We start from the raw sequence: 17,003 nt of genomic DNA, 5'->3' as shown, positions 1-17,003 counted from the left end.
CAGAAAAGCATCCAATAAAGGATGCTTTTTTTATGTGTGAATACTACGTATTTTAGCACTAAATTATTTTTTAGCATGATTGTTCAAGGAAATATAGTCGACATACCTAACAAACGAATCTTTAGAGGAGAAGTTGAGGTTAACGAAGGAAAGATTACAGAAATTAGAGAAGTAGCACACACTGTAGAAAACTATATTTTACCAGGCTTTGTAGATGCGCATATTCATATTGAAAGCTCGATGTTGGTACCCTCAGAATTTGCGAAAATAGCCGTTACACATGGTACTGTATCTACAGTTTCTGACCCGCATGAAATCGCCAATGTATTAGGAGTAAAAGGAGTTGATTTTATGATTGAAAACGGAAAAAAAGTTCCGTTAAAATTTAATTTCGGAGCACCGTCGTGTGTGCCAGCAACCTCTTTTGAAAGTGCAGGAGCTGTAATTGATGCAGAGGATATTAACAAGATGCTACAAAACCCCGATATTAAATATTTAGCAGAGATGATGAATTATCCGGGTGTTATTTATCAAGATAAAGAGGTGTTGAAAAAAATCGCTTGGGCAAAACACTATAACAAACCCGTAGATGGGCACGCACCAGGATTGAGAGGAGAAGAGTTAGATGCCTACATAGCAGCAGGTATATACACCGACCATGAATGTTTTACCTATGAAGAGGCATTAGAAAAACTACAAAAAGGAATGAAAGTAATTATTCGAGAAGGAAGCGCTGCAAAAAATTTTGAAGCGCTGATTGATTTACTTCCTGAGTATTACGAAAATATGATGTTTTGCTCTGATGATAAACATCCCGACGATTTATTATTAGGGCATATCAACCAGCTATGCGAGCGTGCAGTAGCCAAAGGAATAGATGTATTCAAAGTATTGCAAGTGGCTTGTCTCAATCCTGTAAAGCATTACAATTTAGAGGTAGGGACTTTAAACGAAGGTGATGCTGCTGATTTTATTGTGGTAAAAGATGTACAAAAGTTTAAAGTACTACAAACCTATATTAATGGTGAATTAGTAGCTGAAAACGGAAAATCATTTGTAGAACATGTGGCTTTTGATGTGTTGAATAATTTTGATACTGATGTAAAAAATGTAGCCGATTTTGAGTTTCCTTCAGCATCTGAAAAAATCCGAGTTATTGAAGCGTTAGATGGCGAATTAGTAACGAATGAAATTGAAGCAAACTCGTTACTAAAAGACGGAAATTTAGTTTCAGACGTAAAGAACGACGTACTAAAAATGACGGTAGTAAACCGTTATCAGAATGCCGAACCTTCGATAGCTTTTATTAAAAATTTCGGATTAAAAGAGGGTGCTATCGCAAGTTCAGTAGGGCACGATTCTCATAATATCATCGCTGTAGGTGTATCAGATGAACTCATTTGTAAGGCAGTAAATGTACTCATTGAAAATAAAGGAGGAGTGTGTGCAGTAACCCCTACTGAAGAAAAAGTAGTTCCACTTCCCGTAGCAGGAATTATGTCTGACAAATCTGCCCAAGAAATAGGAAAGGCTTATGCTGAATTAGATACCATGGCAAAAGAACTAGGCAGTACATTGCGAGCTCCGTACATGACCTTGTCGTTTATGGCACTGTTGGTAATTCCGTCTTTAAAACTATCGGATAAAGGATTGTTTGATGGAAATACCTTTAAATTTACTTCTTTGGAAATAAAGTAATGGGTTCATTAAATATACATGGTGTGAATAAGCGCTTCAAAAGCTAGTTTTCTTTTTCTATTGATAAAAACCCTTCGGCTACGCTCAGGATAAAACAAGACAAAAAATCTAGTCTTAACCAGACTGCATTCAAAATAATTGTATAGATATCATTACATGTGCTTGACATTTTTTTTGTCTGTTGTCTTGAAGAGAAAGTATACGAAATAATAAACCATAAATCGTATAAGAACACAAACTAAAATCGAATAGCTAGTTTTTTCAATAATCGCAATACCTCTACATACAACCAAACTAAGGTAATGAGCAAGCCCCAAGTAGCCAGCCATTCACGTTCTTTAGGGTAACGCCCTACTTGTCGGTCGATATAGTAAAAATCAAGCAACAAGCTAAAAGAAGCCACCATCGCTGCTACCACATTAAAACCGATGGCAAACCACGACGTTCCCCATAAGTAAGGAATGTCAATTTTTAAAAACCAAAAAACCCATCCGATAAAATAAAACATAAAAATACTTACCGTGGCGCTAATTACCATAGCTCTAAATTTTCTTGTTACTCTAATAAGCTTCCATCGGTACAACAAAAACATCACAAAAAAAGTAATCAAGGTAACCCCAATGGCTTGAAAAGGTACATTAGGAAATCGTTGATGAGCAATGGCACTTATGCCTCCGAGAAAAAAGCCCTTAGCTAAGGCATAAATAGGTAGCAAATATTTTGCAGCATTATGTTTAAAAGAGATATATAGGCTACAAACAATAGCGACAAACATTCCGATGGCAGTGTGCCATTTCGTAGCTACTCCGTTAAAATACAAGTGCCAGGTATAGGCGGCAGTGACCGTGACCAAGCATAGCATGGAGATAGCTTTTAAAATAATTCCACTCACAGACATTCTTGCCTTGGTATACGATTTTGGTTGCTTCCAAAAGTATCGGTTAAAGGCAGGGTTAGAGGTTCGTAAAGCAAATACACGCATAAAGAATTTAATTGATTAGTTTTGTGCTTGTACAAAGTACGAAAATTTGAAGACAGAAAAAATCATATTAGGCATCGACCCAGGAACTAGTATTATGGGGTTTGGAATTATAAGAGTGGTTGGAAAAAAAATGGAATTTATTCAAATGAACGAATTGCTCTTAAAAAAATACGAAGACCCTTACTTAAAGCTCAAAATTATTTTTGAGCGTACTATTGAGCTGATTGACACCTACAATCCCGATGAAATAGCCCTAGAAGCACCTTTTTACGGAAAGAATGTACAGTCGATGTTAAAATTAGGACGCGCACAAGGAGTTGCCATGGCAGCAGGATTGTCACGTCAAATTCCTGTAACCGAGTATGCGCCCAAAAAAATAAAAATGGCAATTACAGGTAAAGGAACGTCTAGTAAAGAACAAGTTGCCTTAATGCTAAAATCGCTATTAAACCTAAAAGAGTTGCCTAAAAATTTAGATGCCACCGACGGATTGGCTGCTGCTGTATGTCATTATTACAACTCAGGAACTAAAGTAGGCGGTAAAAATTACACAGGTTGGGCTGCCTTTGTAAAACAAAACCCGAAAAAAATCAAAAGCTGATTTTTTCAATGAAAAATAAACAGATTACTTCACCCCAAAGTATCGGGATTTGTAATAACGGTATGTTTCTAGGTTTGTCATTACGAGTGATAACGAAGTAATCTGTATGTCTCTAGTTCAAAATAAACAGATTACTTCACCCCGAAGTATCGGAATTCGTAATGACGGTATGTTTTTAGGTTTGTCATTGCAAGTGATAACGAAGTAATCTGTATGTTTCTAGTTCAAAATAAACAGATTACTTTACCCCGAAGTATCGGGATTCGGAATGACGGTATGTTTTTAGATTTGTCATTGCAAGTGATAACGAAGTAATCTGTATGTCTCTAGTTCAAAATAAACAGATTACTTCACCCCAAAGTATCGGGATTCGTAATGACGGTATGTTTTTAGATTTGTCATTGCAAGTGATAACGAAGTAATCTGTATGTTTCTAGTTCAAAATCGTGTGCTTTCTACTAAAAAAGCATCAAATCCTTTGAATTTTCTTTTGGTTTCCATATTAATATTTAATTTAAGTTACAGGTGTATTTTTAGGGATGAGTAAACACGCTACCCTTAGGTAATTGATAGAAACAACAAGATGCTAACAGCAGGAGCATCCCTTGCTGCTAGTTAAAATTCCATAAAAATTTAGATGAATTTAGCAATACAATCATAGCATTTTATTCGTTTCTTTTTCTTAACCAGCTCTAAAATATCGTGTTGTGGCATAAAAAATAAATGCGATGGTCAGTTTTTGCTTTTTTTAACAGACAGATTATCAGAAGTATATGTTTCATACTAGTTGCGAATACTTTTTTCATGTACTGTCAGTTCGAGTGATTTTTAAGAATGATAATGAGTTAAAAATTGTATCGAGAACTAGGCTATTACCTCTCGATATAAAATTATTTTCATTTCAAATAACTTTACACGAAGTGACAATCCGTTAATATGTAGACTGAGAGCGTTGGATTGAATCCATACAGATTTGAGAGTGGGAGGATAGCCGTAGTATCAGCGACCAATGCCGTGGTATTAGCGGAGTGTGCCGTGGTGTTAACGGAGCGTGCCGCGATATCAGCGACCCATTTTTGTGATATAAAAACCGTTGCTACTCTAAAAAACAACTTTTATAACCTAAATAGCTGAGCTTATGGGATTCCGTAAGAATGTATGGGGTCAATGTTTTAGATTCGCAAGAATTGTAAGAACAACTCGATTTTTATAATTAATTAACAAATAGCAATAACTCGTTAATAACTTTACTTTTGATAAAGCATTGGTTTTGATATATTTGATAGTGTATAATAATTATTAAATTTTAGTTTATCCCATGTTTTTATCGGGATAACAAAACTAAAGTTTGGTACAAAACGAGTTAGCCACAAGCTGAAAAAAAAATCGAACTAGCCAATGATAAGAACCATTTCCATAAAAAATACTGCAACTTTTGATGAAACAGGAATTGAAGTTTCTGAATTTAAAAAAGTGAATTTCTTTTATGGAGCTAATGGTAGTGGAAAAACAACAATTTCCAACTTTATTTACGAACCCTCAAACCCTCGATTTCCTGAATGTCAATTAAAATGGGAAAATGACATCGAATTAAAATCTCTCGTTTATAATAAAGAATTTCGAGATAGAAATTTTGGAAAAGGAACTATCGATGGTGTATTTACTTTAGGACAAGCGACTAAAGAAGAAGCTGAATTAATCGAAGAAAAACGGAAAGAGTTAAAGGAGCTAAAAGAAAAAGGAATCCAGCAGAAATCTGTTCTCGACAAACAAGTCGAAAAGCGAGATAGTTTAGAAGATGATTTCAGAGAAGAAGTATGGACTTCAATCTATAAAAAACACGAAATAAGCTTTAAAGAAGCTTTCAAAGGTGTAATGCAGAAAAAGCCTTTTTTGGCCAGATTACTTGACGAGTTTGAAAACAATACTTCTGATTTAAAAACAATAGAAGAATTAAAGGAACGAGCTGAAACGATTTTAGGAGAAACACCTATAAAAATTCCAGAAATACCAACAATCGATTTCGAAAGACTTTCGGAAATTGAACAAGAAGATATTTGGTCTAAAAAAATAATTGGTAAATCCGATGTTGAGATTGCCAAACTAATTCAACGACTAAATATTAATGATTGGGTCAATGAAGGTAAAAAACACTTACAAGAAAATGAAACTTGTCCTTTTTGTCAAGAAGAAACAATTACACAAAGTTTTAGAAACCAGTTAGAAAGCTATTTTGACGAAACATTTACAAGTGACACAAAGAAAACCAAAGATTTAAACGATGATTATGTTAGAATTTTTGAAAATATAATCAACGAACTTCTGCAAATTGAGAGCACAGAAAAAATCAATAAGAAAACAAAACTTGATTTAGATAAATTCTCTTCCCTTTTAAAAACATTAAATAGTCAATTCTTAACAAATAAAGAATTGCTAAACAGTAAATTAAGAGAACCAAGTAGAATTATTGAACTTATATCCACAAAAGAGCAACTCGAAGAAATTGAACAGCTAATAACTACAGCAAATGCTTTAATCAAAAAGCATAATGATATTGTAGATAATTACGCAACTGAAAGAAACAAGTTGGTAAATGAAATTTGGAAATTTATCATTGAAGATAATCGCACTCGAATTGAGTATTTCGTCAAACACAAAAATGGTTTACAAAAAGGAATTGACAATATTGCAAAGAAAGTAACTGAACTTCGTGAAGAATATAAAAAACTTGACAAGGAAATTAAAGAGTTAACGAAAAATGTAACGAGCATACAACCTTCCGTAGATGAAATAAACCAAACTTTAAAATCATTTGGATTTCAGAACTTTGAGATTGTACCTTCTCAAATAGGCGCAAATCAATACCAAATCCAAAGAACAGATGGAGAATTAGCAGAATCCACTTTAAGCGAAGGAGAAATAACGTTTATCACTTTTTTATACTTTTTACAATTAGTAAAAGGAAGTACCAACGAAGCAGAAATAACTGATGAAAGAATATTGGTAATTGATGACCCAATTTCGAGTTTAGATAGCAATGTTTTATTTGTTGTAAGTTCTTTACTTAAAGAAATAACCAAAAAAATTAGAAACAACGAAGGCAATATAAAACAACTGATACTATTAACTCATAATGTATACTTTCATAAAGAAGTTTCGTTCATAAATGGCAGAACAAAAGAGTGCAATGAAACCAATTTTTGGATTTTAAGAAAAATAGATAATATTTCCTATTTGCAGGATTTTGAATTAGTAAACCCAATCCAAAATTCATACGAGTTATTATGGCGTGAATTAAAAAACAAAGACAATAATTCGGGAATTGCTATCCAAAATACAATGAGACGAATTATTGAAAATTACTTTAAGATATTAGGAAAGTACGGAGATGATGATTTGATAGATAAATTCAATAATCCTCAAGAAAAGGAAATTTGCAGGTCTTTAATTTGTTGGATAAACGAAGGTTCTCACACAATTCCAGACGATTTGTTTGTTGAATTACAGGACAATACGATTGAAAATTATTTTAAAGTATTTAAGTCAATATTTAAAGAAACAGGACATATTGAACATTATAATATGATGATGAACTGAAAAAAAGCCAGTGGCTAACAATGTATAAAAATAATAGCGGTTTAATGGCTAAAACGAAAATAAGTAAATATAAAAAAGGTCTGTGTTTTATCGAAAAGGTAGTGCGTGAAAATCCGCTACTATTCTTATACTAGACCGTTGGTGGTAATATGATGAAAGAATCGAATATCATGAAAAAGAATCAAGCTGAAATATGGCAAAAAATGAGTGTCGTTGCTTGGGAAGTGAGCAACAACGCATATACAAAATCGAATACATTAGTTGGTGCATGCGTTTTAGGGATAAATGGTAAAATGTATGCAGGTTGCAATATTCAGCAGGAATTACGGAGTCATGATATACATGCAGAAACAAACGCCATTGGAAATATGGTCTCTGATGGTTGCGAACAGATAGTAAAAATTTTAGTTGTTGCCGACAAGGAACTTTTTACACCTTGTGGAAGTTGTATGGATTGGATTGTTCAATTTTCATCTGAAAAAACTTTAGTTGGTTTCCAAGGTAAAACGAATAGAGAAATCCAAATCTTTACTACAAAAGAACTGATGCCTTTTTATCCAAAAAAGTAAAACTATAGTTATGAAAGTAAAGAATGTAGAGTCATATTTAACTGAATTAAAAAAACTGGATGAAAATTTTAATTCAACTGCTGAAACTTTAAACGAAATAACTAACAAGTTTTGCGTATCTTCTTTGTTTGATGAAATCATTGATGATGAAACCTGGATTTCACAAATCGCAAGTAAATCGTATCACCATAACAATGGATTTGAAAAATTAACGGTATTTAGTGGGTCAAATTATAACCTTCGAATTCATATCTATTGGAATAATATTAAACAGTCCAAACCCAACATTCATGACCACAGATGGAATTTCTCTTCAAAGATTTTAAGCGGTGGATATATAAGTGAACTCTATGAAATAGTTGATAAAGGAATTGAGAAACAGATGTACCTTTATTACTCTCAAGAAAAGTTAGATGGTAAATATTCACTATACAATAAGGGAAAAGTTTTTTTAAAAAAACTGAAACTAGGGAATACAATAAATCCAATGTAAATCATAGTAAAGCAACGGAAATTCACTCAATTCTTTACACAAAAAAAGAACCAACTATAACTCTATTTGTTACAAGCAAATACAAAACTGAATATGCAAGAGTTTTTGTGGATGGTGATTTGGAAAATAATAAGATAAAAGCAGAAACAATGACTATCGATGAGATTGTTGCAACTTTGAATAAAGTATCAAAAATTATTATTTGAAATGGAGAATATTCTTAAAAACAAGGATAAAAGAAGTAATTATTTTTTAACTCTATCCTTAATCTCAGTGTTACTGATTCTTATAAGATTAGTAGCTCTCTATACATTAGATGAAAATAATGAAATTGTAAAGGTTTTATTTCTGTTTATTGATTCTATGTTCATATCCTTACTTACAACAATTTTATTGTCATGGTTATATTATAAAATTGGAAGAATTAATAACAAAGAATCCTTTAAATTAATCAAAGGGGAAAAGGAAATTGGTAAAAAATTTCATAAGGAAAGAAAAGAAACAAGATTTTGGGGATTTAATGGAGGAATTGGTCGTTATTCTAGATTTAAAACTTTACCTCTTTTACACTATATATCAAAAAAGAAAAATAAGACAATCAATGTTGAATTAGTAATAATAAATCCAAATAACCCAGATTTGTGTCAAAAATATGCTGATTACAAAAACAAGTTTAAACCTGACGGAGATAAAAATTGGAATAAAGAGTTAGTTCGTAAAAATATTTTTGCAACAATTTTAAAATCAGTCTTCTATGAAAACCCAATTGACAACTTTAAAGTGAATATCTTTGTAAAAGATTACTTCTCAGTGTCAAGGTATGATATCAACTATGACATGTTAATAATTTCAAATATAAATCAATCGATACCAATTATTGAAATCACAAAAGAGTCTCATTTATATATGCCCTATTTCGAAGATTTCGTACAAACTAAAAACCAAGCTACTCAAATTATCTTTTCAAAGGATATAAGTTTACCGTGTATTCTTAAATATGTAACTAAAAATGAGGCTATTAGGTTTTTTGACAACATTGCTAATTTAAAATCACCACTCGAAAGTGAGATAGATGAAATATTAAAAATTATTGAAAATGACTATGATATCCATCCAACAACATACAAACCCAAGAATTGACGCAAAACTTAAAAGTACTACCACCAACAAAGAACTGAGGATAAAACCAAATAAAATTTAATAAATTTTGGCTAAAGTACTTTTGTAATTTTCGTTATAGGGTAATCCATTTTTAACCAAAATACACAAGCAACCGCTTTGGCCTCAGTTTTAGTAGGTTTACCCAAGAATTTTAATAGTTTTTTAATGTTGTATGCAGCCCCCGCCATGAGCATGCACGTATTCGCCCCATCAATAACCCTAACATTAACTTTGCGCAAGCCCATATACTGTGTGAGAGTTCCAAAAACAGGCTCCCAATTTAATCTGCGATAAAAGTTTTCTTGGGGTACATGCGCACTCAACTGAAAGGAAGTGAACAGTTTTTCTTGATACGTTTTTTGCCTTGCATGATTAAATACATAATTGATATACAGTAGCTTAATATAAAATATCATCTCTATGATTGCAAAAAATAAATCGTATATTGGGGTTGTGCAACAGGCACAACGTGTATAATTAATTGCTTTGGTGGTTGTCTATTTGGAAAATTCCTTCGGAATTTTCTTGGGTTCGTATTTGTTTAACGTGAGTTCGGGATAGTTTATCCTATTCTTTGTAAGTTATCGATATTGATATTAGGTTTAGTTGGATAAAACGAATAAGCGATTAACCCTGCGACTAAATTTAAGATAAAGTTATCGAAGCTTCTGTGTCTTGTATGCTCTATTTGACATACGTTTTTCAAAATATCATTCACACTTTTAACAACAGCCCTTTTTCTAAGCATAATTTTATCATAGATATGCATAAGAGTATTTTTCATATTCTTTCTAATTTTTGTAACCAAATGTATTCCATCTACAAAAAGCTGTTCAAACAGTTCTTTACCTACATACCCTCTGTCGGCAAATATTTTTCCAAACACACGATTATGAAAGGCTTTATCTTTAAGTGGTTGTCTGTCATCTATATTACCTTGCGTAATTAAAAAGTCAACGATATCGCCCTTTTCATTGATAATAATATGAAGTTTAAAACCAAAGAACCACCCCATGGTTCCTTTCCCTTTTTTTGCGGTGTTTTTAAAAACTTTGTTCTGCTTTTCTCTTTTATAATGACATACTTTAATAGTGGTAGAATCTAAAAAGGAGATCCCTGTACATTGACCTAAACAGTGCATTTGAAGAAACAGTATCATAGGCACTGAACAACGCTTTTTCAATTCAACAAATCGGTTATAGGAAACTAAATCTGGAAATTCTTTTGACAAGTGTTTGCTAACATATTCGATATAAAAGTGTTTAAAACCACTAAAATGGAAAAGCACCATAATTGTGATTATTTCACTTTGGGTGAGTTTAGGCTTTCTTCGTCTAACTATCTTTGAACAGGTTTCTAAAGCATTTTTATCAATAACTTGATTAATTTCGGTACAAAAATCATCAATTAAACAGAAAAATTCAGTAATTTTAAAATCAGAAATCATAGTGGAAAATTTAGTTACACAATTAAAAATCAGTACTTTAATTTACTAAATTTTTCGCTTTTTTTCGTGTAATTAAAAAACTTTTTTATCCCGAACTCACGTTGTTTACTAAATTAGTGTTTTGACCCCTATAAAACAAGAGTAATCTTTCAAATTTCGATTATTAGTTAAGCTGTTAATTTTTTCATAGTAATTAGATGTTCATCTGCATTCCATTTTTCCATTGGAGTTATGCGTCCCAATAGGCCGTGAAGTCTTCTATTGTTATAAAATTTCAGGTAACGCTTTAGTATCTGTTCTATTTCACCAAAGTATTGATAATCGAACCTTTTAAAAACTTCTTTTTTTAATATGCCGTGATAGGCTTCAATATGTGCGTTCTCTTCTGGTGTGGCAATATGTGTAAACTCTTGTTGGACTCCGATTAAACCTAAATATTCACGTACTTTTTTTGCTATAAATTGACTGCCATTATCACTTCTAATGACCACGTTATTAGGATATTCATAATCTTCAAATAACTCTGATAGCAGTGCTATTACATTGTTTTGTTTAATAGTAAATGAAAAATAATCCTTTAATATTCTGCGTGTGTGAACGTCAATTACAGAGAGTAAGTAAGCGTTTTTGCCTTCACTAGGTATCCAAACCATCTTTATATCCATTTCTAAGCATTCTAATGGTCTATTGGTTTGAACCTTTCTGAATTTTACAAATTTACGTCCAGAACCACTTCTATCTATTCTGTTGCAAAGCTTTAACAATCCTTCTTCTTTCATAATTCTGTATAGCTTTTTATGGTTGATAGTGTAACCATCTCTATTCAAATAGCTAGTCATTAATCGATATCCACAATCTATAAACTCGTGCTGTAAGATCTCCTTTATAGAAGTTACTAGGACATCTTGTGACACAAAACCTTTTGTATTGTGAAAGGTTTTTCTAGATGGCTTATTTCCTTTTTTGCCACCGCTAGGAACTCTATAATAACTACTCTCAACAATACCCACCATTTTTATAATTTTTGTCTTGCTACACTTGTGCTTTTCATAGGTTACATCTACTAAATCTTTCTTGGATCTGATGTCCCAAACTTTTTTTTTAAGAGTTCTCGCTGTACCTCTAGTTCTATTTCTTTATCACTAAGTAACTTTCGCAATACACGATTTTCTTCCTCTGCAGCTTTAAGCTCTTTACTTTTGGTATCGTAGGTAACCTTCAATCCAGCTTCTCCTTTATACTCAAACTTCTTTTTCCAACTATAGAAAGTGCCAGTACTAACACTATATTTACGACAGGCTTCTACTATACCTATCTCTTCAGAACTAGCTAATATTTCTAACTTCTGTTCTAAGGTCCATTTCTTATATCTCATAATTTCAAATGTATTAATTTGAAATTTAAAATAGTACTCCGAACTTATTGGGGGCTAAAATAATTAGTTGCTTAAACATGCAACTAACCATAAACAAAACGTTGGCTAACATTAATAATAATCGTGAAAAAATTAAACTTTAGAAATTGGAAAAAATTCGGATTTGAATTTTTATCAATATTTATTGCTGTTGTGGCTGCCTTTACTTTAAATAATTGGAATGAAAACAGAAAAGCAGACAATTCTGAAAATAAAATTCTTATTGAAATTGTTAATGGTCTAGAAAAAGACCTTGAAGATTTAAAGGAAAATAAACTTGGTCATAAATACGGAATTTTAGCTTGTAACTACTTTAGAAAAGCTTTATCCGATAAAAATTTAAGTCCAGATTCTTTAGGAATTTATTATAGTAGTTTAACAAGAGATTTTATCTCAATACAAAATACTGCAGGATATGAAACTCTCAAATCAAGAGGCTTGGAATTAATAAAAAATGATAGTTTAAGACTACATATAATTTCTCTTTATGAGTTCGATTATCAAATATTGAGAAAATTAGAAGAAGAGTATTCAGAAATGCAATTTCAAGAAAATTATTTTAAAGAGATAAATAAAAGTTTAGCTCCTAATTTTAATTTCAATGATAAAAATATGATTTCTGGAATTAAATTACCTATAAAAATTCCAAATGATGAAAAAAAAATATTTCTTCTATATTTAATGAAAATTCAAGGAAACAGAAGTTATATTATAAACTATTATAATCAAATAGAAAAAAAAGTTGTTGATGTGAAAAATGAGATAAAAAAAGAAATAAAACGTTAGCTAACACCCTATAAAATTAATTGCTAGTGCAAGCTATCTACAAAAGTCCTTGCGGACTTTCTATCTGTGATTTATTTGCTAACTTTAGTGCTTAAACCACACAACGAAATCATACACAAACACGTTGTAAGCCATTTGATAAAAACGTTATGAATAGAATTTTAACAATATTATTTTTTGGAATTTTAATCGTTAGTTGCTCTGACAACAAGATTGAGAAAAAAGGATTCCAAGTAAGCGAAATATCAGAAGACGAAGATGGACAAAGAATTATCGGACTTCAAATCGACTCGCTAAAACTCGAAACTCGACCGAGAAATGTACTTCTGACTTTTAATCCGGAACATAGATTAACACCAATCTACAAAGTAAATTACGATAAGAAAACCAAAAAGTCATTTATTGGCTCGAATGCATATCACACAAATTGGGATGATTATTACGAAGATGGGAATAATTGGAATCGGAACTTTATGCCTGGATTCGAAGCAATTTATGGATACAACTTTGTGAATGTTTCTCATTACAACAATGAAACGAAAACCGAAAATAAACTATTTGAAAAGCCTGTTTTAATCAAAACGCTTTATTATCCTGCTTTTTCAAAGGACACTTTGAATTACGAGCCAGTAAAAAGAGATTTTTATATGGTTTCAGTTTATGACGAAGATTCAAACAAAGACGGATTTATAAATGTAAAAGACTTGAGGAAATTCTATCATTTCGACATCAACGGACTGAATAAAAAAGCTCTAATTCCAAAAGAATATTCTGTTATGAGTTCGGAATATGATTCGGCAAATGACTTTATGTACATATTTGCGAGAAAAGACACGAACAAAAATGGACAAATGGAATCAAATGAACCAATTGACATTTTTTGGATTGATTTAAAGAATCCTGAAAATGTTGGAAAACAGTATAAAACTGAATAAAAAAACGACACCACAACAACGGTAGCTGATGCACAACCCTAAAATTTTAAAAAAATAGAACTCATTTTAAAGCTATGTAAGGGTTGTATTTAGAACGAAGCCAAAATTTTAACTCTTGATTTTCTTCTTTTAGAAAGCTTACAACAAAAAATGTTAAGTAATAGGGGGACATTTTTTAACCAAAACACACAAGCAGCCGCTTTGGCATCAGTTTTAGTAGACTTACCCAAGAGTTTTAATAGTTTTTTATGTTGTATGCAGCCCCCGCCATGAGCATGCACTTATTCGCCCCATCAATACCCCTAACATTAACTTTGCGCAAGCCCATATACTGCGTGAGAGTTCCAAAAACAGGCTCCACAATTTAATCTGCGATAAAAGTTTTCTTTGGGTACATGCGCACTCAACTGAAAGAAAGTGAACAGTTTTTTTGATACTTTTTTTGCCTTGCATGATTAAATAAATACTTGATATACAACAACTTAATGTGAAATATCATCTCTATAATTGCAAAAAAATAAATCGTATATTAGGGTTGTGCAACAGGCACAATGGCTATAAGTAATTGCTTGTTTTCGCCTACTTACGAAAGCCCTTGCGGACTTTCTTTGTCTGTAATTATTTACTAAATTGGTTGCTTGTAATACGCAACAAACCATATACTAACCGTTACCGCCAATTAGAACGAACAACTATGAACATTGATATTATTGGAGCAGGAATAGGAGGATTAACTACTGCAATTGCACTTGAACAAAAAGGAATTAAGGCAAGAATTTTTGAACAAACCGAACAAATAAAACCAGTTGGAGCAGGAATAATTCTAGCCAATAATGCTATGCAAGTCTATGAAAAGTTAGGTTTGCGAAAAGTAATCGAAGATAATGGAAATCCAATATCTTCAATGAATATTACCAAATCAAATCTAAAACAACTTTCAAAAATTGACTTGTCATATTTTGAGCAAAAATATAACTCAAAAAATATTGCAATACATAGAGGTAAATTACAACAGATATTGATAGATAAATTAAAATCAACCGATATTATCCTCGACCATAAACTTACTTCGATTGCTAAAAGTGAAAATGGATACGATTTAAACTTTGAAAATAGAAATCAAATTCAATCTTCAACGGTTTTAGGAGCTGATGGACTAAATTCAGTAGTTAGACAAAATTTATTCCAGAATAATAGCATACGAAATGCGAATCAAATATGTTGGAGAGGAATTACGGAATACGAATTACCGATAAAATTCAGAAACGAACTGAACGAGGCTTGGGGAAAATCAGAGCGTTTTGGATTTGTTCAAATTGCACAAAATAAAGTTTATTGGTATGCTTTAAAATCGTTCAAAAAAAATAAAAAAGAGTTTTCTATCCACGATTTAGAACAGTATTTCAGCGATTACAATTCAGTAATTAAAGGCATTATAAAATCAACCAAAAAAGAACAAATAAATACTGCCGAAATTTCTGATTTAAAACCAACAAATATTTGGTATAAAGAAAATGTCTGCTTAATCGGAGATTCTGCACACGCAACAACCCCAAATATGGGGCAAGGTGCTTGTCAAGCCATAGAAGATGCTTATGTACTTTCAGAATGTTTAAGCAAATATAGAACTACCAAAGCATTTTCCGAATATCAAAATTTAAGATTACCTAAAGCACATCAAGTAGTAAAAGCGAGTTGGCTTGTTGGAAAAATGGCACATCTTTCAAACCCAATATTAATTGGTTTGCGTAATCAAATGTTGAGATTAACACCTTCGTCTGTTAACAGAAAACAGAATGAACAAATTTTTCAATTGGCAAAAGTATGATAACAATATTATCCATATTTTTATTTGTTATTTTTTCTTCACTAGGTTTTATCCATTTTTATTGGCTTTTGTGGGAAAATGGGGACTTGAAAGAGTTTTACATACAAAAGAAGCTGGACAAAAAGCAATGGAACCACCAAAAATTGCTACTATAATTGTTGGTATAGGCTTCATTTCATTTGGTTTAATCTATTTGATAAAAACAGGTCTAATCAATTTTCAAATTCCGAATTGGATAATTACCTATGGAAGTTGGATAATTCCTTCCATTTTTAGTTTAAGAGCAATTGGTGATTTTAATTATGTTAGGTTATTTAAAAAAATAAAGAATACTGAATTTGCGAAAGCTGATTCAAAATGGTTTATTCCATTGTGTTTGACAATCGGGACATTAGGCATATTGATACAAATTATGAATTGAAAAAGGTGGTAACAATGTATATGAAATCATAACTACCTATTGGCAGGCTGCGCTTTATATACTAATCGTTCGGTAATAATAAACACGAACATTATAAATTATTTTATAAAACTAAAATCGAAACTTTTTTCGGTTTTCTTTTTTTCAGCTTGTTGTTTTTTAGCATCTAACCGTTTGACAATCGCTGCTTTTTTAGGTTTGGTAGCTTTACGAACTTTGGGTACTACCAAGGCTTGTGCTAAAAGGTTAAAAAAACGTTCGGTAACCAATTCTTTGTTACGGTGTTGAGAACGGCTTTCTTGTGAGCTTAGTATGAGTGTGTTTTCTTTAGAAAGTCTATTAGCTACATTTTTAAGGAGTAATGCTTTTTCTTTGTCCGAGAGACCTAACGAGTCTTCAATCGTAAAACTTAATTCTACTTTAGAGGCTACTTTGTTTACATGCTGTCCTCCCGCACCCGAACTTCGAACGGCTTTAAATTGGAGTTCTTTTAAAAGTTGTTCTTTGTTCATAGTGTTTGTGAATGCTTCAAATATAGGGAATCTATTGTTGTTTGTAAAGGGGGCTTGTCTTTGTGAATAGTTAAAGATAAAAAGGAAAAGATTACTTCACGATCGCTTCGACTACACTCAGTGCCCGTTCGTAATGACGGTATGTTTTTTTGGTTCGTCATAACGAGGAGTGTTAACGACGTGGTTATCTTTTTGTCGATAAACAGATTGCTTCTCCCGAGGTATCGGGATCGCAATGACGAATAAAATGGATGTCATTACAAGGAGCATACGACGAAGTAATCTGTATGTAGAGAACTCATAATTTAAAGAGTACTTCGCCTTTAGCCTGTCTTGAGCCTTTCGACTTTAGTTTCTCTTTTTGTCGACAAGCAGATTACTTCGTTTCACTCGCAATGACCGAACTTGTCATTTCGAAGGAGTGTGCGACTGAGAAATCTTTTAGTTGGTGTTAGGAGTTTTAAAGGGTGTTTGTAACTAGAATTGAACAGATTGCTTCTCCCGAGGTATCGGGATCGCAATGACGAATAAAATGAACGTCATTACGAGGAGCATACGA

At 32.1% G+C, this 17,003-nt stretch carries 16 protein-coding genes; 10 read left to right on the top strand and 6 right to left on the bottom strand.

Annotated elements, in window-relative coordinates:
- Nucleotides 1–75 precede the first annotated feature (75 nt).
- Nucleotides 76–1,698, top strand: coding sequence for an adenine deaminase (gene ade / locus P8625_RS13260; protein WP_279650924.1), 1,623 nt, complete (start codon nt 76–78; stop codon nt 1,696–1,698).
- Between the two features lie 238 nt (nt 1,699–1,936).
- Here ade and P8625_RS13255 read toward each other — a convergent pair whose 3' ends face one another.
- A complete protein-coding gene (locus P8625_RS13255; RefSeq protein WP_279650923.1) occupies nt 1,937–2,680 on the bottom strand; it encodes a Bax inhibitor-1/YccA family protein in 744 nt (247 codons plus the stop codon).
- Between the two features lie 46 nt (nt 2,681–2,726).
- Here P8625_RS13255 and ruvC point away from each other — a divergent pair, with 46 nt between their 5' ends.
- From ruvC to P8625_RS13230, 5 genes are all read left to right on the top strand, one after another.
- Nucleotides 2,727–3,281, top strand: a complete 555-nt coding sequence (ruvC, locus tag P8625_RS13250) for a crossover junction endodeoxyribonuclease RuvC (RefSeq protein WP_279650922.1) — start codon at nt 2,727–2,729, stop codon at nt 3,279–3,281.
- A gap of 1,398 nt (nt 3,282–4,679) precedes the next feature.
- On the top strand, nt 4,680–6,878 hold the full coding sequence (locus P8625_RS13245) for an AAA family ATPase (RefSeq protein ID WP_279650921.1): 2,199 nt from the start codon (nt 4,680–4,682) through the stop codon (nt 6,876–6,878).
- Nucleotides 6,879–7,048: 170 nt separating this feature from the next.
- Nucleotides 7,049–7,447, top strand: coding sequence for a cytidine deaminase family protein (locus tag P8625_RS13240; protein ID WP_279650920.1), 399 nt, complete (start codon nt 7,049–7,051; stop codon nt 7,445–7,447).
- A 10-nt stretch (nt 7,448–7,457) separates the two neighbouring features.
- Complete coding sequence (locus P8625_RS13235) at nt 7,458–7,940, top strand: hypothetical protein (RefSeq protein WP_279650919.1); 483 nt, start codon at nt 7,458–7,460, stop codon at nt 7,938–7,940.
- Between the two features lie 207 nt (nt 7,941–8,147).
- A complete protein-coding gene (locus P8625_RS13230; RefSeq protein ID WP_279650918.1) occupies nt 8,148–9,080 on the top strand; it encodes a hypothetical protein in 933 nt (310 codons plus the stop codon).
- A 71-nt stretch (nt 9,081–9,151) separates the two neighbouring features.
- Here the strand turns inward: P8625_RS13230 and P8625_RS13225 are convergent, their stop codons facing one another.
- From P8625_RS13225 to P8625_RS13210, 4 genes are all read right to left on the bottom strand, one after another.
- Nucleotides 9,152–9,517, bottom strand: a complete 366-nt coding sequence (locus tag P8625_RS13225; RefSeq protein WP_279650917.1) for a hypothetical protein — start codon at nt 9,515–9,517, stop codon at nt 9,152–9,154.
- A gap of 146 nt (nt 9,518–9,663) precedes the next feature.
- On the bottom strand, nt 9,664–10,548 hold the full coding sequence (locus P8625_RS13220; protein ID WP_279650916.1) for an IS982 family transposase: 885 nt from the start codon (nt 10,546–10,548) through the stop codon (nt 9,664–9,666).
- A 167-nt stretch (nt 10,549–10,715) separates the two neighbouring features.
- Nucleotides 10,716–11,570: an IS3 family transposase gene (locus P8625_RS13215; protein ID WP_322790515.1), complete on the bottom strand. Its 855-nt coding sequence runs from the start codon at nt 11,568–11,570 to the stop codon at nt 10,716–10,718.
- Nucleotides 11,571–11,611: 41 nt separating this feature from the next.
- On the bottom strand, nt 11,612–11,923 hold the full coding sequence (locus P8625_RS13210) for a transposase (protein ID WP_279650915.1): 312 nt from the start codon (nt 11,921–11,923) through the stop codon (nt 11,612–11,614).
- A gap of 123 nt (nt 11,924–12,046) precedes the next feature.
- On the opposite strand from P8625_RS13210, the gene P8625_RS13205 reads away from it, so the two are divergent.
- The 4 genes from P8625_RS13205 (at nt 12,047) to P8625_RS13190 (ending at nt 15,932) form a co-directional block, all read left to right on the top strand.
- Nucleotides 12,047–12,748 carry a hypothetical protein gene (locus P8625_RS13205; RefSeq protein WP_279650914.1) on the top strand — a complete coding sequence of 234 codons (702 nt, stop codon included), beginning with the start codon at nt 12,047–12,049 and terminating at the stop codon, nt 12,746–12,748.
- Between the two features lie 149 nt (nt 12,749–12,897).
- Entirely contained in the window at nt 12,898–13,683 is a 786-nt protein-coding gene (locus P8625_RS13200; protein WP_279650913.1) for a hypothetical protein, read from the top strand.
- Between the two features lie 694 nt (nt 13,684–14,377).
- Nucleotides 14,378–15,511: an FAD-dependent monooxygenase gene (locus P8625_RS13195; RefSeq protein ID WP_279650912.1), complete on the top strand. Its 1,134-nt coding sequence runs from the start codon at nt 14,378–14,380 to the stop codon at nt 15,509–15,511.
- Nucleotides 15,480–15,932 (top strand): DUF3995 domain-containing protein, encoded by a 453-nt coding sequence (locus tag P8625_RS13190; RefSeq protein WP_279650911.1) that lies wholly within the window; start codon nt 15,480–15,482, stop codon nt 15,930–15,932. The genes P8625_RS13195 and P8625_RS13190 overlap by 32 nt, the downstream gene beginning before the upstream one ends.
- Before the next feature lie 98 nt (nt 15,933–16,030).
- Here the strand turns inward: P8625_RS13190 and arfB are convergent, their stop codons facing one another.
- Entirely contained in the window at nt 16,031–16,444 is a 414-nt protein-coding gene (gene arfB / locus P8625_RS13185; RefSeq protein ID WP_279650910.1) for an alternative ribosome rescue aminoacyl-tRNA hydrolase ArfB, read from the bottom strand.
- Nucleotides 16,445–17,003: the final 559 nt, after the last annotated feature.

This window comes from Tenacibaculum tangerinum (assembly GCF_029853675.1).
GTDB classification, from domain to species: Bacteria; Bacteroidota; Bacteroidia; order Flavobacteriales; family Flavobacteriaceae; genus Polaribacter; species Polaribacter tangerinum_A.
This window is presented reverse-complemented; position numbering and strand designations above follow the sequence as displayed.

What these genes read in the sequence shown, in the direction of transcription:
- P8625_RS13190 (WP_279650911.1), top strand. Translation starts at nt 15,480, where the DNA reads ATGAACAAATTTTTCAATTGGCAAAAGTATGATAACAATATTATCCAT.
- P8625_RS13240 (WP_279650920.1), top strand. Translation starts at nt 7,049, where the DNA reads ATGAAAAAGAATCAAGCTGAAATATGGCAAAAAATGAGTGTCGTTGCT.
- P8625_RS13210 (WP_279650915.1), bottom strand. Translation starts at nt 11,923, where the DNA reads ATGAGATATAAGAAATGGACCTTAGAACAGAAGTTAGAAATATTAGCT.
- P8625_RS13195 (WP_279650912.1), top strand. Translation starts at nt 14,378, where the DNA reads ATGAACATTGATATTATTGGAGCAGGAATAGGAGGATTAACTACTGCA.
- P8625_RS13255 (WP_279650923.1), bottom strand. Translation starts at nt 2,680, where the DNA reads ATGCGTGTATTTGCTTTACGAACCTCTAACCCTGCCTTTAACCGATAC.
- P8625_RS13200 (WP_279650913.1), top strand. Translation starts at nt 12,898, where the DNA reads ATGAATAGAATTTTAACAATATTATTTTTTGGAATTTTAATCGTTAGT.
- P8625_RS13235 (WP_279650919.1), top strand. Translation starts at nt 7,458, where the DNA reads ATGAAAGTAAAGAATGTAGAGTCATATTTAACTGAATTAAAAAAACTG.
- P8625_RS13245 (WP_279650921.1), top strand. Translation starts at nt 4,680, where the DNA reads ATGATAAGAACCATTTCCATAAAAAATACTGCAACTTTTGATGAAACA.
- ade (WP_279650924.1), top strand. Translation starts at nt 76, where the DNA reads ATGATTGTTCAAGGAAATATAGTCGACATACCTAACAAACGAATCTTT.
- P8625_RS13230 (WP_279650918.1), top strand. Translation starts at nt 8,148, where the DNA reads ATGGAGAATATTCTTAAAAACAAGGATAAAAGAAGTAATTATTTTTTA.
- P8625_RS13220 (WP_279650916.1), bottom strand. Translation starts at nt 10,548, where the DNA reads ATGATTTCTGATTTTAAAATTACTGAATTTTTCTGTTTAATTGATGAT.
- arfB (WP_279650910.1), bottom strand. Translation starts at nt 16,444, where the DNA reads ATGAACAAAGAACAACTTTTAAAAGAACTCCAATTTAAAGCCGTTCGA.
- P8625_RS13225 (WP_279650917.1), bottom strand. Translation starts at nt 9,517, where the DNA reads ATGATATTTTATATTAAGCTACTGTATATCAATTATGTATTTAATCAT.